We start from the raw sequence: 26491 nt of genomic DNA on the forward strand, positions 1-26491 counted from the left end.
ACTCTCCTGCCTTTCAATTAAATCTCATTCCGCGCCAACCAACTTAGGGCGGAATCATATTGCAAAGCATACCCGCTTTCCGATAGCTAGTGGCAGGAATGTAATCAATATTTTAAGCATTTCGGCTTCAGGAATGCATAGTTACTACGAGTATTGCAAAAATGGGTTTTACTGCCAAATTTTCTCCGTCCCTTCCGATTTTCGAACTCGATCCAGATCAGACCGGTGCACAACGCTTTGCAAACAGCACCGAGCTTCCTGACGGGCGAATTCTTGTGACATGGTGCAGCATCGAGTCAGTGTCCGATCCGGCGCTATACGACGTTTTTGCGCGCTACTATCTGCCCGATGGCACCCCAGATGGTGATACATTTCAGGTAAACACATCCACGCTATACGACCAGATTGCCCCCGATGTTCAGGTGCTTGAAGATGGCGGGTTCATAATAGCATGGCAGTCGTCTCAGCTTGATGACCCGCTTGACCACGATATCGTAGTGCAGCGTTTCGATTCGGCTGGTCAACCAGTCGGTCCCGAGGTTGTGGTCAGCGAAGATGTTCTTGGCGCGAATGATACATTACCCCAGTTCGTGGATTTGCCGGGTGGGGGCTTTATGCTGTCTTGGACAACATGGGGCGGAGGCCACCAGCATCAGGGTGTATACGCGCAAGAGTTCGATTCAGACGGAAACCCCGTTGGAGGCTTGCTTTATTCGGACGCGAATCCATTCATAGATCCTACGGCTGATACGCTTCCGGCCGTGGTCGACACTGGCGACGGTTATACGTTTGACTGGGCCAACAGCCCCAACGATTGGCTTTATCTTTTTAGTCAGGACCAGATCGTCATTCTGGACAATGGCGGCATCATGACCGCCACAAATTTTAGGATTAGCTCCCAACTTCCTACCAGAGAATTTGAGTTAACCATCTATGGCCCGGATGGTGAGGTCTCGGTCCCCAGCTTTGGCGTGCTGCACGATAGATTCCATAAAATCTCCCTGCAAAAGCTCACCAAATTGCCGGATGGCAATATCCTTGTCACCTGGTGGGATGGCGAATACTCCACTGACAAAGCTCAGGCGATCTGGGGTGTTGTGTATTCCCAGACTGGCGAGCAATTGACGGATCATGTGCAAATCTCGCCCGATGTCATTCAAAGACCCGATCTTAAAGTGCGCGACTATGACGTCAGCGTGTTGAGCGATGGCAAGATCATGGTCACGTTTGATCGCGACATCTTTCATGGTCTCAATGATGGCGAAGATGCGTTTGCACGCATCTTCGAAATCGACCTTAGCGCGCATCAGGATGTGCTGTCAGACGATGACAATTCCGTAACCCTAACGGATCAAGATGACTTTGTCGGCGCTGCGGGCGGCAACGACACGGTTTGGGCCGGGCTTGGCGATGATGATATCAGCGGGGGCACCGGCCACGATGTGGTTTGGGGCGAAGCAGGCAACGACTCGCTGAAAGGGAACGACGGAAACGACACCCTGCATGGCGGTGACGGTCGCGACGTGTTGGAAGGTGGCATGGGTGATGACATCTTGCACGGCGACGACGGTAATGACGAGCTGTCAGGCGGCATGGGCGATGACACCATGTATGGCGGCGCCGGCGATGATTATATGTTCGGCGGCTCTGGGACGGATCAGATGTTCGGCGGAATCGGCGATGATGTGATGGTCGGGGCTTTCATTTATGAACCCAATGGTGGTTTCATGGATGGTGGTGCTGGTAACGACCAGTTGTTCCTAGAAGGTGGTGAAGCGCGCGGCGGTGATGGAAATGATGTCTTTGTAGGCTCTGGTAGCCTTTACGGGGAAGGCGACGATGATCTGTTTGAAACAGGAAGCAGTTTCTCAAACGTCGATGGCGGAGAGGGCTATGACACTCTGGTTACCTATCGGAGCGTCGATCTTTCTCAAGGGGTCTTCACCTACACTTCCGGTCCTTCGGGCACTCTCAATACTGCGGGGTCTATTCAGAATGTTGAGGCGTTCTATCTTGAAATTGACCCCAACCTTGATTTCGGAGGATTTACGAAGACCTTTATAGGCGACGATAGCAACAGCTATGTTCACTATACTGGCGTTCTCAAGCCCAGCACGGGCGGTGGCGGGGACGACTTTTTTGAGAGCTCGGGCCACTACGATCTTGGAGTATCTCTATTCTATAAAACAGAGATTGACGCCGGCGAAGGAAATGACACCGTTCTTGCTGGCGCACATCTGAACACTATTTATGGCGGTGAAGGCAACGATCTACTCGTTGGTCATATCTTGCACGATCGATTGTTTGGGGATGGGGGCAATGATATTCTGATCGGACGTGCCGGTCACGACGAGATCAGTGGGGGCGCTGGTGATGACCATTTGGATGGTGGCGAAGGTCATGACTACATCGACGGTGGTTCGGGGATAGACACAGTTCAGATCAACGCAAATTTAGCGGATGTCTTGATTGTGCAAACGGGATGGGGGTTCGAAATCCTCAACGGAACTGACCGCGACTTTGTTCGCAATGCCGAATACTTCCAGTTCTCAGATCAAACACTAGCGGCGGCTGATCTGCCGATACACGGAACGCTGGACAAACCTAAACCAGACGTCTCGGTGCATGGGTATCGAGACTATATGTATGGCACGTCCGAGGCTGACATCATCATTGGTCAGGATGACACGAACGAAATCCACGCGCACGAAGGCGATGACGTAATCTATGTTGCTGACACGGCTGCTTTCACAACGACGGTTGCCTATGGGGGCGACGGAAGCGACACTTTGTATGGCGGAGCGCAGCGTGACTATCTTTGGGGCGGCGGCGACGATGATCAAGCTTATGGCGGCGGTGGTGACGACGACCTCAACGGGGGCGTCGGAAATGATCAGCTGCACGGAGAGGACGGTCACGACAAACTCGTTGGTTATGACGGCGATGACCTTCTGAACGGTGGGGATGGCGACGACCACTTGGACGGCGGCGACGGCAATGACCACCTGATCGCAGGTGACGGTCGTGACACGCTTTACGGAGGAGACGGCGATGATCTTCTTCAAGGGGGATTGGGCTACAACATCCTTTACGGAGGCTCTGGAAACGACCGCTTGGAAAGCGGTGCTGGACAGGCATCGCAACGCGGTGAAGACGGCGATGACATTCTGATCGGTGGAGGCGGAAACGACTATCAACTTGGCGGCTCTGGCAACGATACAATCACCGGCGGCGCTGGCGAAGACACCATTGATGGTGGCACCGGAGATGACAATATCTTTGGTGGCGATGGAAATGATGAGATTGAGGGTGGCGATGGAGCAGACCTGATCATGGGTGAGATCGGGGATGACATCATTCGTGGCAATTCTGGGGACGATACGATCGCGAGCGGAAGTGGGAATGACACTGCCGACGGCGGAGCCGGAGATGACCAGATCCTAGGCGGGGCAGGCCGCGACATTCTAAGAGGGGCCGATGGTCACGATTTTCTGGATGGGGGGATCGGAAACGACAGTCTCGTCGGAGGTGTAGGTGACGACACTCTTAACGGCGGAAAAGGCTCTGATCGGCTGATAGGCGGCGATGGCACGGACACTGTATCTTTCCTTGGTACAAATTCGAATACCGTTGATTTGCGCAAAACACAAAAGCAGCAGACTGGAGAAGGGCTGGACCTTCTGCGTGAAATCGAAAATGTAACTACAACGTCAGGAAACGATAAGCTCTACGGGAATGGTGCGGCCAACCATCTGACGGCAGGCACTGGGAAAGATCTGCTTATTGGCCGAAATGGAAATGACGTCCTAAACGGAGGCAAGGGTTCTGATAGCATTTTTGGTGGACGCGGAAACGACTCTGCCGAGTTTTTGACGGGAGCTGACACCACCGTTGATCTGAGCATAACAAGCCGTCAAAACACCGGCGAAGGGCTCGACACACTCAAGTCAATCGAAAACCTCCAGACAGGGGATGGCGACGACCTAGTCAAGGGCGGGAAAGCTGCGAACGTTTTGGCGACAGGAGAGGGGAACGACACCCTAATCGGACGAGCCGGGAATGATCAGCTCTTCGGGGAGGGAGGCATCGACCAACTCAGAGGTGGGGCTGGCAATGATACACTCATCGGGGGTACAGGCGATGACGTCCTTTTCGGTGGTGAAGGTGCGGATACTTTCATTTTCGAAACCGGGGACGGGTCGGATGTAGTTTCAGATTTTGTCGTCGGAAGTGACAAATTGATTGTCGATGGTGTCGAATACTCTCTCACCAATCCTCCAACGGATGTTACCGTAACCGCTGGCAGCGGTCAGGTGATCATCGAATATGGAGATGGAGATGCGATCGTCTTGCTTGAAACAACGAGCTTAAAGAACTCACATCCAGATTGGTTCTTGTAAGGGAAACGACTATGCCGGAGCGATTTCGTTTTGGGTGTTTCTGAGTGAAGGTCCTTGTGCTGTGCAATGTTCCTTGGATTTGAACAAGTGGGTGCTCAGTTTACCATGATCAATCACCATTTAATCCGCAGTGCGCGCGGATGAAGTTGTTGATTAAGAGGGCAGGGACGGTTGCAATGCTCTGTGTCCCTTTTGGCTTCGATATCGCCGATGCTCTTCGATTTCCCTTTTCCTTGCCGTGACTGTCTGTCGTCACATAAAGTTGGACATCAGAACGGTCCGGCCCCGGTAACTACAACAAATCGCTTTCCCAGATATGGAAATGATTAGAACAAGTTGCGCGGTATCAACTTAGTGTCCATGCATAGCGTCACTCAATTGCACGTCTTCCTATATTGTCTCTGGGCTTCCTGGTTATTCGAGCAATCGAAAGGTCCCGATCTGCGGGTTTCCTTTTTATGACAGCACCGGTGACGGTTTGAACGGAGTTGGCTGGCTGAGTTCACCACAAAGGTCTTTGACCAGCTTGGACCAGGCGGTGGCGAAGTTTTGTTCGGGGGTTTGAGTAACGTTGCAAGTAGCCACGATTGCTATTTTCTTTCGCGCAGCGGCGTCGATCGCATCAGACCATGCTTCGATATCACGAGAGATGACAAGGCGTGCTCCGAATTCAACGTGGTCCACGAGCCCGTCAACGGATTGCGCCAACACAGGTCGCTTCGCGGCAAGTGCCTCGGCTGCGACCAATCCGTAAGCCTCCCAACGCGAGGGCATCAGGACTGCGTCGATTTCACCATAGATACCGCTTGCGTCGGAACGGTGACCTTCGAATGAAATGCGGGGATCATCTTGGGCCAAACGCTTGAGGTTCTCTTCCTCGGGGCCTGTTCCGTAAATCCGCAATTTTACGTTTGGAATGTTCACGTCTTTGAAGGCATCAATCAGAGTGTCAAATCCCTTTTGATGATCCAGGCGTCCGATTGCACCAAAGACGCGCGTTTCACCCTTCGGTGCGGGCATGGCACGCATGTCGTCATAGGACACAGTGGATTGTATGACACCAAGCTGCGACGGGCGCACAAGGCCAGCTGTAGCCAGCCAACGTCCCTGCGCATAACTGACGGCAACAACTTTGTCATAAAGTGCGTATGCTGAGCGCAGTAGCGTGTTGAAACGCGCTTTGCGGAGAACATTCCGGGCGACAAACGCTTCGGTATAGCTGTGCTCGACATGGATCATTGGTGTGTTTGGATTCAGTGCGCGCAACACAACATGGCCCGGCAAAGTACGCCAAGACACAGAAAGGTGGGACACGATGACATCCGCGTTCAGGCGGCCGATCTTGGTCGATCCGCGCTTAACGAATTTAACGATATGTCGATCACCCGATGCGCCGATGATCGGGCAGGATTGAATGTGCTCTAACACGCGGGTCACGCCGCCGCTGGTTTGGTCGTCGCAGAGGTGAATGATGGTTTTGCTGGACATTAGAAGGCTCCTTGGCGTTTGGAGTTCGCTGCGATCGCGAACAGGCGTTGAAGGTTGCGTGCGCCGAATAGCGACAGCAAGTGAAGGGCGCAGAAAGTCGTGGCGGATTTGACGGGCTCTTCAAGGAAAGGACGCAACGAGGTTTGCATCCAAGCCTTTGCGTGTCGGCGCGCGCGCGAAAGGTCGAGCGACTTGAGTGCGCGGCGACATAGATAGCGTTGTTGATACGCGCGCGCAGTCTGTGCGTGTTTTTCAAAGAATGCGGGGTTCAAAGGGGCCAGTTTGGTGACCATTTGCTCCCAGGCTTGCAACTGATTTTCGGTCGATGCGGATAGGCCATCAGGATTGATCCGATACTGTGTCAGCAAGCCCTTGATCCCTTCAAACTCCCAAGCGGTGGTCAAAGCAATTCGGGTCCAGCATTCAATGTCCTCGGACTGGCGGAAGGTTTCGTCGAAATACCAATCGCGTTCTTGTTCGTGCTTTGGGCGATAGGCGATGTCTTCAAAGACGTCGCGACGCACAACAACCGCCGAGCCATTGCCGATCGGATTGCGCTTGAAAACATGTGCTGGTGTAACGCTGGTAAGCTTTGGGGTCTGGGTTTGACCAATGGGGATGCCTGCGTTGTCAATCAGAGTTGACCCGGAATAACTCAGACCAACCACCGGGTTCGCACGCAGATGTGCCACATGACGCGCGAGCTTCTCCGGCGCCCAGATGTCATCAGCATCGCAAAACCCGATGAATGCGCCAGCCGCTGCGTGGATGCCGCTGTTGCGAGCGCCCGCAAGACCACGATTGCGCTGATGTACAACTTGGACATTTTCGTTTTGCGCATAACGGTTTGAGATTTCGATGGTTTCATCTGTCGAGCCGTCGTCGACGATTACGATCTCGAAGTTGTCGTAGGACTGCGCCAGCAAGGCCTCAAGGGTTTTGGGCAGTGTTTTGGCCGCGTTGTAGGCAGGAACAACGATAGAAGCGAAGGTCATGTCATTCTCCATTATGTAAAAAGCCTGCGCGCAATCGGGCGCGGCAAAACCGGGACGCTGAGCGCGGCGAGCAGGGTCAACACGCCGCGCCGTGGCGAGGAAAAGAAGCCTGAGGGGCTGATTTGCAGACCCGCGAGGGCGAAACGTAGGGGCAGGAAACGATCTTCGCTCATGCGCAAGGCGCGACGGGAAAGATAACGATTGTAGATCGCATTGCTTGTGGGGCTTGGGGTTGCACCAAAACTGGCGGCTGTTTTCAATACCTCTTGGCGCGAGCGTTCCATCGCCGCCAATTCGGACGAAAGACCGCGCGGGCTGGTGCGGTAATATGTGTGCAGCTCGTGCAGGCCCTGAATGCGAAGGCCTTGTCCGACAGCCCGCACAAGCCAGTCGAGGTCTTCGTTGTGGACCATCTCGGTTGAAAAACCGCCTGTGGCTCTGAATGCATCCCGACGCATGGTGATGTTGGAGCAGGTGCAAACGGGGTTTTCACCCAGCAGCATGTCGATGTTCAGCTGGGCTTGGGGCACGGTTGAATACACCGACGCGTCACTTGGTGTTTCGTTGAAGAAGGCAATCTGTCCGAATGCACCATGAGTTTCTGGATTGGAGAATGCTTTTGCGAGCGTTTCCAGTTTTGTCTCGGTCCAGATGTCATCTGCATCGCAAAACGCAATGAGCTCGTTGCGGGTAACAGTCATTGCTCCGTAGTTGCGCGCTGCACTCGGACCTTTGCGAAGGTTGAAGATCAATCGGATACGGTCATCGCGCTGGGCGTATTCCTGCACGATTTTACAGCTCGCATCCGAGGATCCGTCATCGACAACAACCGCTTCCCAGTCGGCATGTGTCTGGGCGCGAAAGCTATCAAGTGTAGAGGCAATAGTGCCTTCAGCATTGTAGCATGGAACGATGATCGAAAACTTGGTCATGGGTTACGCTTTCACTTTGTCCGGCCCATATGCCAACAGAACGGCTGGCGCAGAGGCGATTGAAAGGATGGTCGCGGTCACCAGGGCATAGCCGGTTGCGACAGAGGTCAGGCCGAAAGGTGCAAGCATGGCAGTATTGGCAAGAAGCGCGGCCGTGAGAATGAGGGTGACCCAAAGCTCGACTTCTGGGCGGTCTTGGACACGCAGCCAACCGGCTGCGGCAGACCAAAGCGTTGATGGGATCGCGACAAGGCACAGGATTGAAACAACGGGGCTGATGTCGTCCCAACCTTCACCAAAAAGAACAGGCACGTAATAGGGCGCCAGCACAGCTTGCAGCATCACGATCGGTGCAACCACGGAGAGCGGCATAGATATGCTTTGGCGCAGCGCCTTGGCCTTATCTTGGGCGCTACAAAGATGTGGGAAAACCACCGTAGCCAGCGCGACAGAAACCGAGTTGGCAAGGCTGAGGCCCGCGTTGAAGGCCATGAAATAGAGACCCAATGTCTCGGCGCCCATCAAGGCGCCCACAATCACTTTGTCAGCTTGCAGGCGCAGCGCTTTGGTCACTTCGGTTCCTAGCACGGCGCGGCCGAATTGAATGAAAGGACGGATCGGAGCGTAGCCCGCATCGCGATTGGCCTTCCAAGGGTGCAGGCGACGTTGTGCGATCAACCAGAACGGAGCAGAGATCACGCGTGGCAGGATCAACGCCAAAGGGTTCGCCCAAACAAGGGCAAGCGCGACAGCTGCAATATTAGAACCCACGATTTGCGACCCTGAAATCGCGGCAGTCTGTTGCATCTTCCCTGCGCGCATCGCCAGGGCGACCTGAACAAGGCCGCCGGGCATGAATAGATATTCAACTGCCAGCAGCAGGATAAGCGCGGCCAGGGTGGCGCTTCCGCCCAACAAGAAAACCGCGCCAGCAACACCTGCTTGTAAGGTGAAGAGGCCGAGGCACCATGCCCAGAAGGTCTTATGTGCTGTATTGCACGTGGCATCCAGGGCATCGTCGCGAGCCGAGATGATCTTTTGGCCCACGCCGTTCTCGGTAAGGGATTTGACGATATCACCCGCTGCCATTGCTGCAGCGGCCACACCGATTTCGGTGAGTTCAAGGGATCGCGCAACAGCGACCACAACCAAGAGGCGCGACGCCTTGGCGGCAGCTTCCGAAGCGCCATAAGCCATCAGGCCCTTTGCCAGTGAGTTTATTTGTGAAGCTGCGTTCATTCCGGTCATCCATTTCGTGATGACCCATTTTTATCTAACAAAAACTGAGGAGTATTGGACGCTACTGGACAGTTTCGAGGCGCGGAAGGCTTGACACCTACCCAAGTGGATAGGGATGTTACTCCCAACGACCTTTGGTAGTTTCAACGCTGCTGGGCTAAGCCGATGGTGTAAGTACTAGTTAGGGACCGACATGTATATCGCCGCGAAAACGATGACCGCCAGCACCGCGCTTGTATTGCTTGCAAGTTGCGCAAGCCTTGAAAAGCCGGGCAATCTTGAACCAGTGCTTCAGGGGGATGCTTATCAAGCTCAGTATCGCGCACCAGTTTTGGCTGAAACCGAAAAGGGCTATTTGCATTCATCGACAATGAACGCGCAGAAATGCCTTCCATTGCGTGGCGGGGAAGGCGGCAAAGGTATCACCTATTTGGTAGGCGAACGTCTGACGCGCAACGATTTGGTCGAGATCTTCGTCAGCGATGATGACACATTTGGAGGATCCTATGTTGTATCGCGCGATGGCACGTTGAAACTACCCTTCCTAAGCCCGGTGCGTGCCCAAGGGCGCACAACGTCCGAGATTGAACGTGACATTGCCTCCAAGCTTCAGGCCGGTGATTTCTTCACCGAGCGCCCGAAAGTGTCGGTACGCGTGAAAGACTTCGCCTCGGTGACCGTTGGGGTCTCGGGAGCCGTGTTTGAACCGCATGCGACCGAAATCGGCTCTGTATCAGGCGAGGATATCGATGACCGGCGCCAAGACGCTTTGGGTGCATCGTCCGAGGGGCGTAACCTGTCGGCGGCTTTGCGTGCTGCAGGTGGGATCCGCCCGGATGCAGACATTTCGGCGGTCGAAGTCTCGCGCGGGTCTACGGTCTACAAGATCGACATGCGCGGCGTGTTCGAAGGTCGCAACAACGTCGACATTATGCTGCTTTCCGGTGACGAAGTTCGCGTCCCAAGCCGAAGATGTTTTCAGGAAGATTTGATGCGTCCAAGCCCGATCAGCCCACCCGGCATCGCGCTGTTCATTTCGAACCTGACCCAGCCAGCAACGGGCAACGCCCCATCTGCAAACGGCAAAGAAATCCGTCAAGTGCCATATGGAACCCGTTACCTACAGGCCGCGATTAATATGAACTGTGTAGGGGGTGCGAAAACCACCAGCGCAAATCGGTCCGCTGTTCTGTTCTCGCGCAATCCCGAAACGCAGGTATCTGCAGTTGTCGAACGCAACATCGAGCAGCTGATGCGCCTGCCAGAACGGGATGATTTCGACCCCTATCTTCTGCCCGGCGATGCGATGGCCTGTTACGACAGTTCGGTGACGAACATCACAGAAGTTGGTCGTGTGCTTGGGGTGCTGAGCCTCGGAACGCTTTAGACCTTAGGTGTTGCGCGCGTTGAACGCGCTCATCGTTTGCGTCCAAGCCTCTGGCAGAGCAGAGATCGCATCCGTAACGTTGGAAAGATCGCCTGACTTTGCGGCGGTCTCGATGCCGCGCAGACGGTCAGCAATTTCCAACGCACCGATTGCGGCCGCGCCGCCCGCGATTTTATGGGCGGCTTTTGCCAACTCGGGCAAAGCGTCCGCTGTCGAACTAGTATGCGCAGTGACGAAATCCTCGAGCTCGCCAGATACACGTTGGAAAAGCTTTTCGTGTTGTTCGGTGCCGATCATTTCGCGAATTTCAGTGAAATGATCGTCCGAGATCAGGTGGTTGGAGCTGTGCGTCGTATCCATGGGATCAAATGTACTCCACTTATTGGTAATCTGAGCCAGTGCGTCAGCGCTTAGTGGTTTGGTGACCAGATCGTTCATGCCATCCAGCAAAAAGGCTTCAAGCTCATGGGGTAAAGCATTCGCCGTCAGTGCCACAATCGGCACTGCATGCGAAGCGCCATTGCCTGCGCGAATGGTTCGTGTGGCTTCACGCCCATCCATAACAGGCATGCTGATATCCATGAAAATCAGATCGAAGCGATGCGCTTGCGCAAGCTCGACACCAACCTCTCCATTGTCCGCTGTTGTGACCTGATGGCCTGCGTTTTGCAGCATCTCCTGCGCTACGAACTGGTTGATCTCATTGTCTTCAACCAACAAGATATCCAACGCTCGAGAGCTTTGATGCTTGCCCTCACCTGCGGTGGTGCGTTTCGTTCGTTTTACGATACGGGTCGGGATTGACACGCTGAACTGCGTGCCGGTGCCGACAGTGCTTTCGACCTGAACTTTTCCGCCAAGCGCTTCTACAAATCGCTTTACGATGCCAAGGCCAAGCCCCGTTCCCCCCACATCACGGTTGTAAGACGCATCGCCAGTCACAAAATCTTCGAAAATATGATCAAGCATATCTGGCGCGATACCGGACCCAGAATCTGAGACACGCAGATGGGCGGTTTTCTGGCCCGACGCATCCTCGGTCACTTCCGCTTCAATACTGATACGGCCATCATGAGTAAACTTGATGGCGTTGCCGACGAGGTTCACAAGGATATGTTGGATCTTGCGTTTGTCGGTTTCGATCCATTCGACAGGATTGCCAACCCACCCCCATTCAAGGGTGGACCCATTCGCCATGGCAGCGCTGGACTGGCTGCTAACGATATCCTCAAAAAGCGTGCTGAGGTTGACGGGGCCCAAACGGGCTTCGAGCTTGCCAGCGTCATAGGTGGTAATATCTAGAACGTCCGCGATGTGGTTCATCAGAAGCCGTCCGGATTTCTCCATATTCGACACATAGGTCGATTGCTTGGCGTTCAGCTTGGTGTCGTGCAGTAATGTCAGGCTGCCCAGAAGGCCGTTCAACGGTGTTCGAATTTCATGGCTCATGGTTGCCAGGAAGTTGGTCTTTGCCTTCTCGCTTTCCAGTGCTTTATCGCGGGCCTCGATCAGCTCTTCATTTGCTGCAATGCGCGCGGAAATATCACGTAGGAAGGCCACGAAAACCTCGCCTTCTGCCGTGCTCGCGCTTTGGATTGCTAATTCAACTGGGAACAAGCTTCCGTCAGCACGCATCCCTTCTAGCTGCACACGGCCTTGGCCAACCACGCGCCGCTCGCCTGATCTTCGCATGCGTTCCATCCCTGCGGAATGGGCCTCACGGAATTTCTCTGGCACGATCAATTCCCCAAGCTCTTTGCCCAAAGCATAGTCGCGTGAATAGCCAAAGATCGTTTCTGCGGCGTTGTTGTAGTCCAGCACTTTACCCGACAGGTCCGTCACGATGACTGCATCTAGGGACGTATTGATGATCGTTTCGGTTCTATCCTGTGAATTTCGTGCGGAGATCATGTTGCGCCGATTGCGCTTGTTCACGGCGTTCAACAAAAGTGAAAGGGTCACCAGCGCCAATGTCAGCAATCCAATGGCAACTGCCAATCTGCTTAGTGTCCCGAGCAACGAACGGCGGCGTTGGTCAGACAGGTTTGCAAAATAAGTGAGGCCGGAATTGGAAAGCGTGCGTGCGACGGGCCGCATCTCCTCGGCCTGTTTTACTATTTGGGGAAGCCCTGCCTGTAGCTTGTCGTCGGGTCCGTCGATGAGCGTGATTGTTTCATCCAAAAAACCACGCAACGTCGACAGGCTTGTTCCGAAGATGGCTTCGCGCCTCAGATCTGCATAGATGACTGATTGGGACAAAGTATCCAAGCGGCTATAGAAGATGTCGAACTCACGACGCATCGATGAGAAGTCAGGTGCGTCGCTTTGACTTGCTAAAATGGCATCTCGTTCGAACTCTAAAAACTCGACTTCGGCTTGCGTGAGTGACCATTGGATGTTGTCGGAATCCGCTGAGTTGAGCTGCCCAATATCGCGTGCGACATCAATTGTTAGGACGGATATCGCAAATGTTGAAAGCCCGACGAGAAACGCCAGGCCCAACATGCCGATACCACTATTGGATAATCGTGAGAGTATAGCTTCAACCCTTGTTGGCTTTCTATTCACACGAGGTTACTCCATAAATTCAATCCGCGCGAGTTGCCATATACTGCGCGAGTATACGACTTCAGTTCGATATTTAGCCGATGAATCATAAGGGTAAATTACCCAGACCGGACCCTTGTCGCGCACTGACATTGGAACGGAATTGCGTCTGATCGCAAGGATTGGCCCACCTTCAACGGCATCGCTCACTGGAATTTCGACGGCGTAGTCGTTCAATGCCACAGCACTGATTGTTCCCGAAGTAATTTCGAGAGCTTTGGTGAGTGTCGCCAGTTCTACGCCGTCGAAAACCTGAACACCTTCGGTCCAAATGGTCGATGTTTTGATGGTGGTTAAACCAAGTGCTTCCAATCCTGCGAGGTCAAGTTCGATTGTCTGGCTGTCGTTGCCGCCGTGGGTGATCGTAAGCAGTACGTCACCTTCTGGTTCTTTGAAGTCGGCAGCAAGCGCCGTGAGTGGTGTGGCAATTGTGATCGCCAAAATGGCCAAAAATCTTGAAAGCATCTGCATCTCCCGTCCTCTGATGCCACCATAGGAAACGCTGGTTTTCTTAGAAATCCTCTATTCGGTATAGCGACCTACCCGATCGGGTAGGTCGCTATATCCTTTCAAGCCGCGAGGGGGCGGGGTTTCATACGGCCTGAAAGGAATTCGGTTAGCTCAAGGTTCAAATCTGTGCGGGCAAGGGCGAATGCGGCGGTGGCTTGCACGAAGCCTTGAACCGATCCGCAATCAAAGCGTTCCCCCTCAAACTGATAGCCAGCCACCTGGGTTGCGCCGATGTCGGCGCAGATCGCATCGGTAAGCTGCAATTCGCCGCCCGCACCGGGGCTGATTTGAGCGAGCCGATCGAAGATTGAAGGCTCAAGGATGTAGCGGCCAACAACCGCTTGGGTCGAGGGAGCCTTTTCCGGGCGGGGCTTTTCGACCATCCCGCGTGCTCTGATCACACGCCCGACCGAAGTCTCTGGGTCTATTACGCCGTAAGATCCTGTTTGATCCGGGGCGACCCGCATAGTTGCCACCATATGGCCACCAGTTTGTGCATGTGCGTCGACCAATTGGCTCAGCGCGCCTTTCGGGGCCGAGATCACGTCATCCGGCAACAGCACAGCGAATGGTTCGTCTCCGACAAGGCGGCGGGCTAGGCTGACGGCGTGGCCAAGCCCGCGCGGGTGTTTTTGGCGCACAAATGACAGACTACCTTCCGGAAGATTGGTTTGTTCCAAGGTTTCCAATGCCGAGGTCTTGCCATTGTCGCGCAACTGCTGTTCCAGCGCGCGGGCAGTGTCAAAGTAATCTTCCAATGCGCCTTTGCCGGCTGCCGTGACAAAGATAAACTCTTCAATCCCAGCTTCACGCGCTTCATCCAACGCATATTGGATCAGGGGCTTGTCGACCAACGGAAGCATTTCCTTAGGGACCGATTTGGTTGCCGGAAGAAAGCGGGTGCCCATTCCTGCGATCGGGAAAACGGCTTTACGTATATGCGTCATTGGAAGTCTCCTTTTAAACTCGTTAGTAAGCACCACGGCCCGTTGCGACCGCGCGGAATGTAAGAAGGATAAGGATGAGATCGAGAAGGATTGTGCGCGATTGGGTATATGCAAGATCCATGTCGATCATCTTCTCAAACCCAATGTCAGCACGACCTGAGACCTGCCAAATTCCAGTGATGCCCGGTTTGACATTCAGCCGGCCAAGCGCACGTGCGGGGTACTGCGCCACCTCGCTGGGCAACGCTGGACGCGGCCCAACGATGGCCATGTCGCCACGAAAAACGTTGATCAACTGAGGTAGTTCATCCAGCGACGTGCGGCGCAGAAACTTACCGACACGAGTCACACGTGGGTCGTTCTTTTGTTTGAAGCAAATGCCCTCACGCTCGGAATTTGAGAGCAGTGCCGCGCGACGTGCCTCGGCATCTGTGTGCATCGAGCGGAACTTCAACACCTGAAACGGCTTTCCGTCTTTGCCAATGCGTGTTTGGGAAAAGAATGCCGGGCCTTTGCTGTCGATCCTGATCAGTGCTGCGAGGGTCAGAAACAAGGGCGACAGGACCAAAAGCGATCCACCTGAAATCGCAACGTCCAATGCACGTCGTGCAGAGCTGGTCTTTGTTGGCATCAGTTTTGACCGCTTCAGGCTTCCAACAAGAAAGGTCAGATTGCCCAGCAAATAGCGTTTGGCCATGCGGCGTGGCTCCATCGCCAATCTCCAGACCCACTCCATACGCGCAGTGCGCACTGCTTTGGGTGCGCGGGTCACGTTGCCTGCACGGAAATCAAAAAAGGCACCAACACCCATGGTCAAGGATGGGGCCAGCTTGCGTGCATTGCGCGACAACCAGATGTCTTGTTGCGGAACACCAAGCGCAACCAGCAGAATGTCTGCGCCGCTGTCATTGATATGCGAGATCAGGGCCTCTTGATCGCGCATATCATCATAGCCATTCGCGGTACCCGCAATGCGTAGGCTGGGAATGTCGTGCACAAGGCTGGCAGCTGCAGCGTCGGCAGTGCCGGGCTTCGCACCAAGCAGAAAGACGGACTTTCCAAGTAGTGCAGCACCAGCGAGCAGGGCAGGGAGGAAATCAGTGCCGTTTAAGTTTTCTTTCAGCACCTCGCCATCCATCTTGGCCGCCAGATCAATACCGATCCCATCTGGCAGGCGATAATCGGCGCTGACTACAGCGGTGTTATAGTGGGCATCACGGCGTGCGATGTTCACGCAATGAGCATTAACAAAGCAAACCCTGCGGCGACCAGGAGACAACAGCTTTTCCACCGCCGTTCTGATTGTCGCGTTCATCAAGCTCATCTCAAGCGATGGAAGGTCCTTGGTCAACGAAGCTCCGAGGGTCATCTTAGGAGGGAGAGTTAAGTGGACTGCGGTGGCAGTGCTTGTTTCAATTCGAGCAGCAGAAGTCATTGTCGTCGCCTTTCGGGTTTCGGTGTTGAAACCAACCTGACGTGACAACGACGCAGGCTCAACGGAGCGGACGGACAGTTCGAGGGAACACAGTATGGGGTTCTGGCGCGAAAGAAGGACTATAGGAAAACGAGGATAGCCGACCTATCCGAATGGTGAGCATCGTTAACCCTTCGAGAGCTTGTCTCGCCCGATAAACGCCGTATTCTGGGTCTAATTACAAAGCATCTAGGAGACACACTTGATGCGTATTTTGATTGCCGATGACCACGACCTTCTACGAGACACCTTGGTTATGTTCTTGGAAGGAGAAGATGATATCGAAGCCCAGACCGCCGCAGATTTGGACGCGGCGTTGAATATTGTTTCAAGCCAAGATCCGTTTGATTTGCTTTTGCTGGACTACAATATGCCCGGCATGAACGGGCTTTCCGGACTGACAAAAGCGATGGAATTCGAGGGTGGCCAACGCGTTGCCCTGATGTCTGGACAGGCGACCCGCGACATCGCTCAAAAAGCGCTCGACGCGGGGGCTGCGGGTTTTGTGCCTAAGACCCTTCCCGCTAAATCAATGGTCAATGCAATCCGATTTATGGCGATGGGCGAGCAATATGCGCCGCTCGAATTTATGACCGCGCCCGCTGATGAGCCTAAAAATGAGCTGGCTGAAAAACTCTCGCCAAGAGAGTTTCAGGTGCTGCGTGGTCTGACTGAGGGCAAGTCCAACAAAGAGATCGCGCGCGACCTGGACATTCAGGAACCGACCGTCAAGCTGCACGTCAAAACGCTGTATCGGAAAATTGACGCATCCAACCGGACACAGGCTGCATTGATCGCGCGAGAAGCGGGTCTGTTTGCCGATACCCTATCGGATAGGTTCGGCTGACCCTTTGCCCCGGCGCTCTACCCGTGGGCGCGCATGCATTGCATCATAAGGCCAGATATATTCACGTCATGGAGAACATGTCATGAGTATATCTGTTTCAAAAAACTGGGCAGCGCGCCTGCCGAATTTCAAGTGGCGTTTTGATGTTAAGCGCATTCTCGTTGGCGGAAAGCTTAGCGATCTCGGACGTCTGCCCCGTTATGCAGCGTTTGCGCTTTTGGGTCTGACGCTTATCTGGGCGCCGATCACCGGATATCTCAAAACCTCCCCGCTGGTCTTCAAGTCTTCTGTTTCTCTGATCTTGCCGGGCTCCGGCGCTTCGGCTTCGATGAATTTGAACGGTATTGGGCAGGCGACGTCCTATGCCAACTCGGCCTTCGCCAGCAACTCGATCAGCCCGACCGAGACTTATAAGCGCCTGATCGGAGCGGATCGCATTTTGAACGCAGCGGCGGAAACTGTGGGTGAAACCCGTCAGGCATTTGGCAAGCCACGCATCAACCTTGTGGATCAGACCGGCCTTATTCATCTGGAAATGTCCGGTTATAGCGCTGAGCAATCGCAGGCGCGGGCAGAAGCTTTGCTTGACGCCTTTTTTGTCGAGCTGGATGCGCTGCGCTCGGACGAACAAAGCACCCGTGAAGACAGCGGCCTTGCGGCAATCGAAGATTATCGCACGTCGGTCGCCAAAACGCGTGAAGACATTGAAAGCCTGCAAAGGGCGTCTGGCCTTCTAAGCGCGGATCAATACGACGTGCTGTTGCAGAATGCGACCGTTCTCGATGTCGAGCTTAACGCGCTGTCTGCGACCCTCAGCGACATAACGCAATCTGTGGTGTCTCTCGAAGCGGCTCTTGGGCTAGACGCTGCAACGGCGGCCGCGACGCTAAAGGCTTTCGCGGATCCCGAGTTTGTATCCCTTAGCACCGAGCGATCCGAACAAGCAGCAGCGCTTGCAGAGCTGAAATCGCGTTTTGGAAACAACCACCCCAAGGTTCAATCTGCGCTACGTGCGTATGATGCTGTGTCCAACGCGGCCACCCAACGTGCCGCTTTCGTGACCGGTCTTGGTGTGCAGGAGCTTGGCAAGCTTGATTTTGCGCGTGACGGAGCACGAGCCGATCTATTGTCGCGCTTGGTGCAGCTGGACGCGGAGCGCGCGGGAGTGCAGCAAAAGTACGAAACACTTTCGGCGCAGCTTGCATCACAACGCACTCAACTAACCCAATTGGCCGAACCCGCCGCGCGCTTGCAGGACCTACAACGCGATTTCTCGGTCGCGGAAGCGGTTTTTGCCTCGGCGATCGCGCGCAATCAATCCAGCAAGTCTGATCCTTACGCGTCTTACCCACTGGTTCAGGTGCTCGAGAACCCGTCGCTGCCCGAAAAGCCATCCTCGCCAAGTCGCAAACTTGCGTTGGTGGCTGGCATTGCGGCGTCCTTCTTCCTGTTCATCGGATTGGGTCTTGGTTGGATCCGTCTGGCACTGTTGAGCAAGCTTTTGAAGCGGCCTGAGGACAGGTAACTATGGACATGAACCCTGTCGAGCGTTTCGTGTTTCGCGCACTGGCTTACACGTGGCCCTTCTATGCGCTCGGCGCGCTTTATGTCGTGGGTCCAGTCTTGGCATGGCTCTTGGCTGGGCTAGCGCTTCTCTGTCTCTATCTTGGTAATGCGGTGCGTGATGACATGCAGGTGACCGGATCAATTCCGCCGCTGATCTGGGCATGGAGCGCCGGGATGTTTGTGATGCTTATTGCGCTTTGGCTGGGGCATTTGAACTGGGGTCTTGGTATGAAGACCTTGATCAAGTCCTCGATCGGTTGGGCAAAAGGGTGGGCATTGCTTGCGCTTTTCCCACTTGCAGGCGCGCTGTTGCCAGTGCGTCGCGACGTGATCATCCGTGGCCAAGGCGCGGTCGGGGCTTGCACGCTGGTGCTGGCCCCGATCTTGCTCGCTGCACCTTACATCGGTCTGCCTGAACGTATCTTCACATCGCCACTGAAGGCCGTCGGCGGGCCGGGGCCTGAGTATTTCACCGTCTATTTCTTCACGTTTGACCCTGCCAGTTGGACCCCCCGCTGGCAGTTTTATGCTCCGTGGTCTCCGTTTGCAGCGCTGCTGGGCGTGGTTTCTGTGCTTATGGCGCTAGAGGAGAAGGATTTTAAATGGCGTAGCATTGGTATTGCCGCCGGTGTGTTGATGATCCTGGCCTCAAAATCCCGCATGGGGCTGGTTGGGCTTGTGGCCTGCACAACATTGCCGCGTATGATGCCACTTATCACCAAGGCATGGGCATGGAAGACCGTGGCAGGGCTTACGGCTTCAATGGCCATCATTGGAACAGCTCTGTTGCAGTTCTTTCAAGACTTCGTCGCCGCATTTCGTGGCGCGCGCGCCGACAGCACGCGGGTCCGTGAAACCCTTCAACGGATTGCCTATGAGCGCTGGCTGAACGAAGCAGTTTGGTTTGGCCACGGCCGCGTTCAACCGGGTCCGCATTTGGTCGAATACATGCCCATCGGCAGTCATCACACGTGGTATGGTCTGCTTTTTGTGAAGGGTCTTGTGGGGTTTCTTGCGCTGCTGGGGCCTATGCTGTGGCATACGGCATTCACCATGTATGACACTGCACGCCACCCTCGCGGAAGGTTACCGCTTGGCATCATGCTGACACTGATCCTGCTGTCCTTCGGTGAGAATATCGAGATCGAAGTTTACCTCTTGTGGCCAGCGCTGATGATCCTTGGGATACATTTGCGAGAGGTGTCTCAGGACTAAGGATTGCATGTCAAAAATGTCGATTTTCAACCCCTTGGGGTGCGCTTATCGCAACCACTCAGCACACGGGATCCCGCCGTTTAATTTATAGGCGATAGCCTGCAAAATAACACCGTTCGTGTTGATATCGCTATAGGTCTGATCCGATTTCCCAGTCACTGAAAACACACCGGGACTGAACCCTAGTTCGCGTGCCTTTGCCCTTTTACGCACCTGCTCAACCAGGCGATCTGTATAGTCGTTCGGCCGATGAGCGTTCCAAAGGAATGCACCTTTGCTGTTCAACATATCGACGGCTCGGACAAATCCTTTGGTCTTAAAGCGCGGTGAAGGGTCAAGAGTTTCGACGGTCCAGTGGCCGCCATTGTCGTCGATCTGATAGCCTTGGTATACGAACCACGGCGCGCGGTTCACTGGACCTTCAGAGACGCAAACCAGTTTTCCGGTTGCGCGGTGTTCTTCGATCTGCGCAGCGAACAATGCCTCCGCTGCCGTTGTCGCCAGTGGCGAGGCCCCAAGCTCAACCGCCTCAAGAAGATGGGGTTCTGTTCCGATTGGGCCGAACCGGGCCACGTCATGCAATATTTGAACCCCTTGATCGAAACGAGATCCGGGTTTGGGGGCGTTGTAGGGCGACACAACCGGGAAGCCCCACAGGCCAAAGCCGCGGGCAATGTATCCAGCATAGTTAGATCGGTAGGCCGAAACGAACTTGCCGTCGCGAACCGTCATAGGGGTTCCGTCACGAATGGTCTTGTCCAGATCCCAACCCGCGACGATCTCGGCGATCCCGTAGTCATTCTTAGTATAGGATTGGACCAAGTGAAGCGCGGTCAGCAATCTTGCGGTGTCGCTTGCGTTATAGTCGTCGTCGCCCTTTGCTTTCCCATCCGTCGAGGTCAGTCCCTTAGGCAATCTAAGCCCGTTGAACCTGCCGGTTGAAAGCCCCGCCAAAGCGGTCTTCAGTCGCACTTCAAACGCGTCATCGTCCAATATGCCGATACTATGTGCGCTGATGATTGCCAGCAGCAAGGACCCCGTGTCCCACATTGTGCTGAACCGATAGGTATCGATCCGGTCCTCTTCGATCCAAGCTGTTGCAGGCACGAGTCCGGTTTTAGGATCTGTAAGGTGTTCGATGTACGACCAAGCCGTCTTTGCGTCCGCAAGAAGTTGAGTACGGTTTTGCGCGTCCCTCTCAGCGTTGGATGCGCGCATCGGCCAGCGGCGGGCGGCTCGAAGAAGCCGCGCTGCCTCGCTTTTTGCTGTAGTGGTTTGGAAATGCTGTCGAAGATCCAAAAGTCGAAACTTGTCTGATTGTGCGAAATCAACAAGGGTTTTGACCAGAGCCTTCGCATCTTCGGGCTGCCCAAAGGTGCTTCCCTTGATCCGCAGCGTGATATCTTCACTGGGCGGGGCGGATTGTAAAATGGCTTTCCGAAGGTCCTGTCTGGCAGCTGACGCGTCGAGCAACATAGTTGTGTTGATATGAAGCGTTCCCTGAGCATCAAACCCAACATCCCCCAGGCCTGCTTCCGATAGGTCCAGAACGACGTTAAACCCCGCGAGGTCCGGCAGTGCTGCTGATTTGTCCCCAGCGACGTCAAGCGCGACGCAATGCACAGGCGTGATAGTGTTGTCTAAACCTGTGTTGAACGTTGCCTGCCTTACGTCTTTCCAAACGTCCTTATCCAGCGTTGAGACAATCGAACACTGATGAATGCCATTCTTTTCCTGCGCATCCGGAGCGCTGTCTGACACCGCGGATCGCAACAGTTCAGAGAAGGGTATGTTTGCGGCGATCAGCTGTGATTTCAGGCTACTGCTTGTTTGTGCAGCCCCGTCCACTTCGAGGCAAAGAACCACGTGGCGGGCGAAAGCAGCACCTGAGCGGAACCTGAGTTCTGAAGGCAAAATGAAGTAATTGCTGGTTGAAGTCAGGTTGCGCCGAAAGGCGTCTCCTAAAACTGCGCCCTGATCGAAAAAGGCATCGTCACCCTGCAATGTGTCATCAGGAAAGGACGCGAAAAACACCAAAGGCCCATTTTGCGATGTTGCTTGGCTGAATGTTTTTGTGATCGCATCGGCGGTGGGTAAGCGGGGAATGCTCCACCCCCCGTTAACTTGTTGAGTACCATCAGCATTTCGCCAGACGATTGGTGCGCTGCCATTTTTCGGGATGAGAAACGACGTCAAAAAACCAGCGGACCGAAGCCCTTCGATTGTGGGAACCTCACCATCGGGCTGATCGAAAACCACCGTTTTCGGAACGTATTTGCCACTTACTTCGGCCATCGCTTGCTTGAAGCGGTTTCGTGCTTCGCTGGCCATCCGCATGCGTAGATACGGTAGCTCACTTGCAAGCCCAGGTAACTCGATCGCCAAATCAATCAGGCTGGGATAGTCGATGGTCAGCTTGTTCAACATTTCCATCAGCCCTTTGTTCTGAGCCGCGCGGTCCCATTCCTCTTGATCAAACTTAACCGCCACACAGACCGGCACATCTTGCGAGGTTATCGGGTCTAAGAATGAAAACAGCGAAGCCGCAGAACTGCGCGGTGTCACGTTTCTGATAACTACAAGACTTGGATGCGTTGCAGCGGCATACGCAAATTGCCCGGGCGTAGAAACGGCTGCAGCCCCTCCGATCAAGGCACGAGAAAGAAATGTTCTGCGATCCATTGCCAGTCCTTTGAACTATCTCTTGGTTCACCATTGCAGCTTTGCGCTTGGCGGCCAACAACCAAGACGTCACACCCCGTTGCCCTGCGACCATATACGCGTTCCTTCGGCCTTTGGGTTGTGCCAAACTGTGTGTAACTCCAGCGCATACCAGGGCGCGATACAGGTTGCTGATTTGAAAAGCCAAAAAGACGATAAGGACACTTCAAGGGCGAAGCCGGTTTTCTTCGATCCGACTTCTCATCGGCTCGTCTTTTTCAGCCTATTGTCCGGCGTGTTCTTGATTTTTGCTGTGGTCTGGTTTGTTTCGTTTCTGGTCCATCTTTATGGGTCTGAATTGCCGTCAGGGGCCAGAGAGCTCACTTCAACCGAAACGCCGATTTTAGTAGACCCCATTTCACCAAGCGTGAACGGATCACAAGACGACGCTGCGAATGCGTCACCTGTACAGTCGTGGACCGAAGCCCTTCAGGGGCCTGTCGTGCAGGGCGGAGCATATGAAGTTCAAGAAGCCAAAGTGCATGTTTTTGTACCGTCGTGGTCGCTTGAGGGGGTGGTTGAAGCCCGCACGCACATCGAAGCGATCGATGTTGTGCTGTCCGACTGGGTTTCGATTGAAGGTGTTACAGGCTTGGTCACGAACCAGCCGTCGCCCATTCGGGACAAGATACGAGAGCTTTCGGAGGCGAACCGAGGCCGTGTCAGCTTCTTTCCTGTTGCCCAGATCGAGCTTGCCCCAGACGGTCCGCAGCCGGATGTGTTTACTTCCGATGCCATGCAAGCCGAGCTGATCGCTGAATTGACGACCATTGCGGTCTCTGAAAATGCCGACGGACTTTGTGTGGACCTTTCTGGCAACTTCAATATTGCGGCTCAAACATGGGCGGGTTTTGCGACGGCAATGCAGACTGGTCTTGATGAAGTGGGCAAAGACAGCTGCCTTATCGCAAGCGTGGATCATGCGATTTGGGAACAGCCGAATGCGGCTGATCTGGCGGACAAGATGATCGTGCGCGCCTTTAATGAACCCGGCCCCTTCAGCGGTCCTGCGCCCCTTGCGCCGCAAGCATGGTTTGAAGCGAAGGTGTCCAAGCTTTTGGCCAATCTGCCTACCGAAAAAGTGGTCATAGCAATCGGCGGCTTTGGGATGGACTGGATCAGCTCCAAATCCGACCCAAGCTACCTTACTTACTTCGAAGCCTTGGAGGCGCTGCAAAGGTATGATGGCACCCTGCGCATCGATCGCCATGCCCTGAACACCGAGATGCGGTTTCTGGATGACCAAGGTCGCCGCCATCACATCTGGTTGCTGGACGCACTTAGTGCGCATAACCAATTGTCAAAACTTCCGCTTGAGACGTTGGGCGGGGTCGCAATTTGGCCCATCTCGGGCGGAGATCCTGGTATTTGGAAACTTCTCGATCCGGGTTTACCCCAGCCTGAGATTGCACTTGATCTGCTGCAAAGGATCAACCCCGCACCATACGTTAGATATGTCGGCGCGGGACCGTTCCTCACAGCAAAAATTTCCGCGTTGCCGGGAAGGCGTCTTTTGAAGTTGGATCAAGAGAGCGGCTTGATCGTCGAGGCGAAATATCTGGATTTCCCGCAAGCCTTTACGGTGACACAAAGTGGCGACATGCCTAATCGTTCCGTCATCTTAACGTTCGACGATGGGCCCAGCAAAAAGTATACGCCCGCGATTTTGGACATTCTTAAAGAACATGATGTACCAGCGGTTTTCTTCGTCATTGGAACTCGGGTACAGCAACATCCTGAAATCGCGCGCCGCATTGTTGATGAGGGGCACGAGCTGGGCGTTCACACGTTTTTCCATCCCAACATTGCCGATATTTCGGACTTTCGCCTCAAGCTTGAACTTCACGCATCGCAAGAGTTGATTGAAAGTGTTTCGGGTAAAAACACAAACCTGTTTCGGGCGCCATATGGGTTTGATGAAAACCCTGAAACGCCTGATGAAGCACGGGTGCTCAGCGTTTTATCCGACGAAAACTATGTCGTCGTTGGGATCGAGATCGACTCGAATGATTGGATGCGCCCGGGCTCAGATGAAATCGTCGAGAATGTGATATCGCACGCCAAGTTAAATCAAGGCAGCGTTGTCTTGCTACACGATGCGGGTGGTGATCGTGAGCAAACTGTCCAAGCCTTGCCACGCATCATACAGTCACTCAAAGACGCTGATATTTCCATCGTGCCTGTTTCAAGCGTCGCGGACCATTCCAGTCGGATCCAGCCGGGCAGGGTGGTTGAAAGCAAAGATCAGTTAAGCAGCGTGTCTTTCTTGCTAATACGTGGCTTCAAATCAGCCGTCACAACTGCATTTTTTGTGCTGATTGCAGCAGGGGTGTTTCGGACCCTGACCGTTTTGGTGCTGGCGCTGATAAAGGAACGGCGGATACACCAAGGCGGTGAACCAGCTCTACCTGTGTCAGTTCTTATTCCGGCTTACTGCGAGGAAACGGTGATCGTAAAGTCTGTGACATCGGTGCTTCAATCGACTTATCCGATTGCTAAAGTAATCGTGATAGATGACGGATCGACCGATAATACAGCGCAGGTGGTCCGCGATCATTTCGGGTCCGACCCGCGCGTTCGCTTGGTGCGCCAAGCTAATCAAGGCAAAGCAGAGGCGCTGAACAACGGCATTCGGCACATAGAAACACCCGTCTTTGTGGCCATTGATGCAGATACGATCATTGCACCCGAGGCGATCGGAGAATTGGTTAAACACTTCAACGACGAAGACGTTGGTGCAGTTGCGGGAAATGTCAAAGTTGGGAACCGGCGCAACCTGCTCACCCGTCTTCAAGCGATCGAATACATTACAGCGCAGAACTTAGACCGTCGGGCGTATGAGATCCTTAACGGCATAATGGTCGTCCCGGGTTCAATCGGGGCTTGGCGCACGGCTGCGGTGGTTTCCGCTGGTGGCTACACGACCCAGACGCTTGTTGAAGATGCAGATCTGACGGTTTCAATCATCCGTGAAGACTTCAAAGTTGTATTCGAGCCAGCTGCCCATGCATTTACGGAGGCACCGGAAACCATCCGTCAGTGGATGCGGCAAAGATTGCGTTGGCATTTCGGAATGCTGCAAATTGCATGGAAACACAAAGGCGCTTTTCTGGAACGGCGTGCTGTTGGATTGGTGGCAATCCCTGATCTGGTCTTGTTCGGTGCTGTGTTTTCGCTGTTTGCGCCCCTTGCAGACCTTGTGATGATCTTCAACCTGTTCGCGCTTTTTGACTTTCTGATCGACGGTTCTCGGGCGGCCCTTCAAACTCCGGCTTTGCTGGCCGCAATTGCGTATGTCGCTTACCTTCTTTCAGACCTTGTTCTGGCGGCAATAGCATTTGGGCTCGAACCCAAAGAAGACAAGCGCCTGTTGCCGTGGGTTTTAACCCAAAGGTTCTTCTATCGTCAGATTTACTGGATAGTAGCGTTGCGTTCTATCGCGCGTGCCATCACAGGTCGCTTCACAGGTTGGCGCAAGATTACACGTACGTCTTCGATTGATTTGAAAACTGCGCTAGAGCTTTCGCGGGCGCAGGCACGTGTTGTTCACGTGGACAAACTGGCAAACGACCCACAAGGGCAGGCTTAGCTGCACACTTGGAAGTTAACTGTGCCTGAGCCAGACCCAAAGCGCTCCATCGTAAATTTCTCGATATCAATCAGGTAACCGTCACCGCCCAGATTGTTTGTGCAGCAACCGCTGCAGTCTGAGTCAGCACAAAGGTCAAGCACCTGAACAACGATTTCGCGGTTGCCTTGGCGCAAGCGCAGATGTTTGCCGCCAAGGCGTTTCCAGTCTTTTTGGTGAACAGCGGCGATGTTTTTATTGGCAACCCAGCTTTCTGATTTTTTACCATTCACGCCATAAAACTGACCAGACCATTTGCAGCCATTATACTCGACACACTCAACGCTTCCTGGGGCGGGGTAGCTTTCATAGTTGGTCAAAGCCGCCTTCTGCCAATCACCTTTGCAGGTCACATCTGCCACAGCCATTGGGGCGATAAGTGTGAAGATTAGATACAAAAGGGGCTTCAGTGGTTTTCGCAATGACATTCTGATTTCCTTAACCTGGCATCGGAGCGATGGGCGGGCATATAGGCACGATTCCAGTTTTTTCAACGGACCGGCTCGTACAGATACCGCTTCTAGACGTGAAATCG

At 54.2% G+C, this 26491-nt stretch carries 16 protein-coding genes; 6 read left to right on the forward strand and 10 right to left on the reverse strand.

Annotated elements, in window-relative coordinates:
* The first annotated feature begins 161 nt into the window (after positions 1-161).
* Complete coding sequence (locus tag MWU55_RS10360; RefSeq protein ID WP_246936104.1) at positions 162-4400, forward strand: calcium-binding protein; 4239 nt, start codon at positions 162-164, stop codon at positions 4398-4400.
* Positions 4401-4856: 456 nt separating this feature from the next.
* Here the strand turns inward: MWU55_RS10360 and MWU55_RS10365 are convergent, their stop codons facing one another.
* The 4 genes from MWU55_RS10365 to MWU55_RS10380 are packed head-to-tail and all read right to left on the reverse strand — an operon-like array spanning position 4857 to position 9054.
* Positions 4857-5888 carry a glycosyltransferase family 4 protein gene (locus MWU55_RS10365; protein WP_246936105.1) on the reverse strand — a complete coding sequence of 344 codons (1032 nt, stop codon included), beginning with the start codon at positions 5886-5888 and terminating at the stop codon, positions 4857-4859.
* Positions 5888-6883: a glycosyltransferase family 2 protein gene (locus MWU55_RS10370; RefSeq protein WP_246936106.1), complete on the reverse strand. Its 996-nt coding sequence runs from the start codon at positions 6881-6883 to the stop codon at positions 5888-5890. The genes MWU55_RS10365 and MWU55_RS10370 overlap by 1 nt, the downstream gene beginning before the upstream one ends.
* An 11-nt stretch (positions 6884-6894) precedes the next feature.
* Positions 6895-7815, reverse strand: a complete 921-nt coding sequence (locus MWU55_RS10375) for a glycosyltransferase family 2 protein (protein WP_246936107.1) — start codon at positions 7813-7815, stop codon at positions 6895-6897.
* Positions 7816-7818: 3 nt separating this feature from the next.
* Positions 7819-9054, reverse strand: a complete 1236-nt coding sequence (locus MWU55_RS10380; protein WP_246936108.1) for an oligosaccharide flippase family protein — start codon at positions 9052-9054, stop codon at positions 7819-7821.
* Between the two features lie 193 nt (positions 9055-9247).
* Between MWU55_RS10380 and MWU55_RS10385 the strand changes: the two genes are divergently transcribed.
* Positions 9248-10441, forward strand: a complete 1194-nt coding sequence (locus tag MWU55_RS10385) for a polysaccharide biosynthesis/export family protein (protein WP_246936109.1) — start codon at positions 9248-9250, stop codon at positions 10439-10441.
* A gap of 3 nt (positions 10442-10444) precedes the next feature.
* Here MWU55_RS10385 and MWU55_RS10390 read toward each other — a convergent pair whose 3' ends face one another.
* The 4 genes from MWU55_RS10390 to MWU55_RS10405 form a co-directional block, all read right to left on the reverse strand.
* Complete coding sequence (locus MWU55_RS10390; protein WP_246936110.1) at positions 10445-12946, reverse strand: PAS domain-containing hybrid sensor histidine kinase/response regulator; 2502 nt, start codon at positions 12944-12946, stop codon at positions 10445-10447.
* Positions 12947-13015: 69 nt separating this feature from the next.
* Positions 13016-13519 (reverse strand): oxidoreductase, encoded by a 504-nt coding sequence (locus tag MWU55_RS10395; RefSeq protein ID WP_348646230.1) that lies wholly within the window; start codon positions 13517-13519, stop codon positions 13016-13018.
* Between the two features lie 98 nt (positions 13520-13617).
* Complete coding sequence (locus tag MWU55_RS10400; protein WP_246936111.1) at positions 13618-14505, reverse strand: UTP--glucose-1-phosphate uridylyltransferase; 888 nt, start codon at positions 14503-14505, stop codon at positions 13618-13620.
* A gap of 22 nt (positions 14506-14527) precedes the next feature.
* Positions 14528-15874, reverse strand: coding sequence for a WecB/TagA/CpsF family glycosyltransferase (locus MWU55_RS10405; RefSeq protein ID WP_246936112.1), 1347 nt, complete (start codon positions 15872-15874; stop codon positions 14528-14530).
* 310 nt (positions 15875-16184) lie between these two features.
* Between MWU55_RS10405 and MWU55_RS10410 the strand changes: the two genes are divergently transcribed.
* The 3 genes from MWU55_RS10410 (at position 16185) to MWU55_RS10420 (ending at position 19607) form a co-directional block, all read left to right on the forward strand.
* The gene (locus tag MWU55_RS10410; protein ID WP_246936113.1) at positions 16185-16826 is read left to right on the forward strand and encodes a response regulator transcription factor; all 642 of its coding nucleotides are present in this window, start codon (positions 16185-16187) and stop codon (positions 16824-16826) included.
* A gap of 82 nt (positions 16827-16908) precedes the next feature.
* A complete protein-coding gene (locus MWU55_RS10415) occupies positions 16909-18351 on the forward strand; it encodes a hypothetical protein (RefSeq protein WP_246936114.1) in 1443 nt (480 codons plus the stop codon).
* A 2-nt stretch (positions 18352-18353) separates the two neighbouring features.
* Positions 18354-19607, forward strand: coding sequence for an O-antigen ligase domain-containing protein (locus tag MWU55_RS10420; RefSeq protein ID WP_246936115.1), 1254 nt, complete (start codon positions 18354-18356; stop codon positions 19605-19607).
* 45 nt (positions 19608-19652) lie between these two features.
* Here the strand turns inward: MWU55_RS10420 and MWU55_RS10425 are convergent, their stop codons facing one another.
* Complete coding sequence (locus tag MWU55_RS10425) at positions 19653-22289, reverse strand: DUF3131 domain-containing protein (RefSeq protein WP_246936116.1); 2637 nt, start codon at positions 22287-22289, stop codon at positions 19653-19655.
* Between the two features lie 406 nt (positions 22290-22695).
* Between MWU55_RS10425 and MWU55_RS16615 the strand changes: the two genes are divergently transcribed.
* Positions 22696-25917: a polysaccharide deacetylase family protein gene (locus tag MWU55_RS16615; RefSeq protein WP_246936117.1), complete on the forward strand. Its 3222-nt coding sequence runs from the start codon at positions 22696-22698 to the stop codon at positions 25915-25917.
* Here the strand turns inward: MWU55_RS16615 and MWU55_RS10435 are convergent.
* Entirely contained in the window at positions 25914-26384 is a 471-nt protein-coding gene (locus MWU55_RS10435) for a hypothetical protein (protein ID WP_246936118.1), read from the reverse strand. The genes MWU55_RS16615 and MWU55_RS10435 overlap by 4 nt on opposite strands.
* Between the last annotated feature and the right edge of the window lie 107 nt (positions 26385-26491).

The sequence above is a fragment of the Aliiroseovarius sp. F20344 genome, assembly GCF_023016155.1.
Taxonomy (GTDB): Bacteria; Pseudomonadota; Alphaproteobacteria; order Rhodobacterales; family Rhodobacteraceae; genus Aliiroseovarius.

Bases quoted from the DNA above. Each gene is read 5' to 3' on its own strand.
- MWU55_RS10360 (WP_246936104.1), top strand. From the start codon at position 162: ATGGGTTTTACTGCCAAATTTTCTCCGTCCCTTCCGATTTTCGAACTC.
- MWU55_RS10365 (WP_246936105.1), bottom strand. From the start codon at position 5,888: ATGTCCAGCAAAACCATCATTCACCTCTGCGACGACCAAACCAGCGGC.
- MWU55_RS10370 (WP_246936106.1), bottom strand. From the start codon at position 6,883: ATGACCTTCGCTTCTATCGTTGTTCCTGCCTACAACGCGGCCAAAACA.
- MWU55_RS10375 (WP_246936107.1), bottom strand. From the start codon at position 7,815: ATGACCAAGTTTTCGATCATCGTTCCATGCTACAATGCTGAAGGCACT.
- MWU55_RS10380 (WP_246936108.1), bottom strand. From the start codon at position 9,054: ATGAACGCAGCTTCACAAATAAACTCACTGGCAAAGGGCCTGATGGCT.
- MWU55_RS10385 (WP_246936109.1), top strand. From the start codon at position 9,248: ATGTATATCGCCGCGAAAACGATGACCGCCAGCACCGCGCTTGTATTG.
- MWU55_RS10390 (WP_246936110.1), bottom strand. From the start codon at position 12,946: ATGTTGGGCCTGGCGTTTCTCGTCGGGCTTTCAACATTTGCGATATCC.
- MWU55_RS10395 (WP_348646230.1), bottom strand. From the start codon at position 13,519: ATGCAGATGCTTTCAAGATTTTTGGCCATTTTGGCGATCACAATTGCC.
- MWU55_RS10400 (WP_246936111.1), bottom strand. From the start codon at position 14,505: ATGACGCATATACGTAAAGCCGTTTTCCCGATCGCAGGAATGGGCACC.
- MWU55_RS10405 (WP_246936112.1), bottom strand. From the start codon at position 15,874: ATGACCCTCGGAGCTTCGTTGACCAAGGACCTTCCATCGCTTGAGATG.
- MWU55_RS10410 (WP_246936113.1), top strand. From the start codon at position 16,185: ATGCGTATTTTGATTGCCGATGACCACGACCTTCTACGAGACACCTTG.
- MWU55_RS10415 (WP_246936114.1), top strand. From the start codon at position 16,909: ATGAGTATATCTGTTTCAAAAAACTGGGCAGCGCGCCTGCCGAATTTC.
- MWU55_RS10420 (WP_246936115.1), top strand. From the start codon at position 18,354: ATGGACATGAACCCTGTCGAGCGTTTCGTGTTTCGCGCACTGGCTTAC.
- MWU55_RS10425 (WP_246936116.1), bottom strand. From the start codon at position 22,289: ATGGATCGCAGAACATTTCTTTCTCGTGCCTTGATCGGAGGGGCTGCA.
- MWU55_RS10435 (WP_246936118.1), bottom strand. From the start codon at position 26,384: ATGTCATTGCGAAAACCACTGAAGCCCCTTTTGTATCTAATCTTCACA.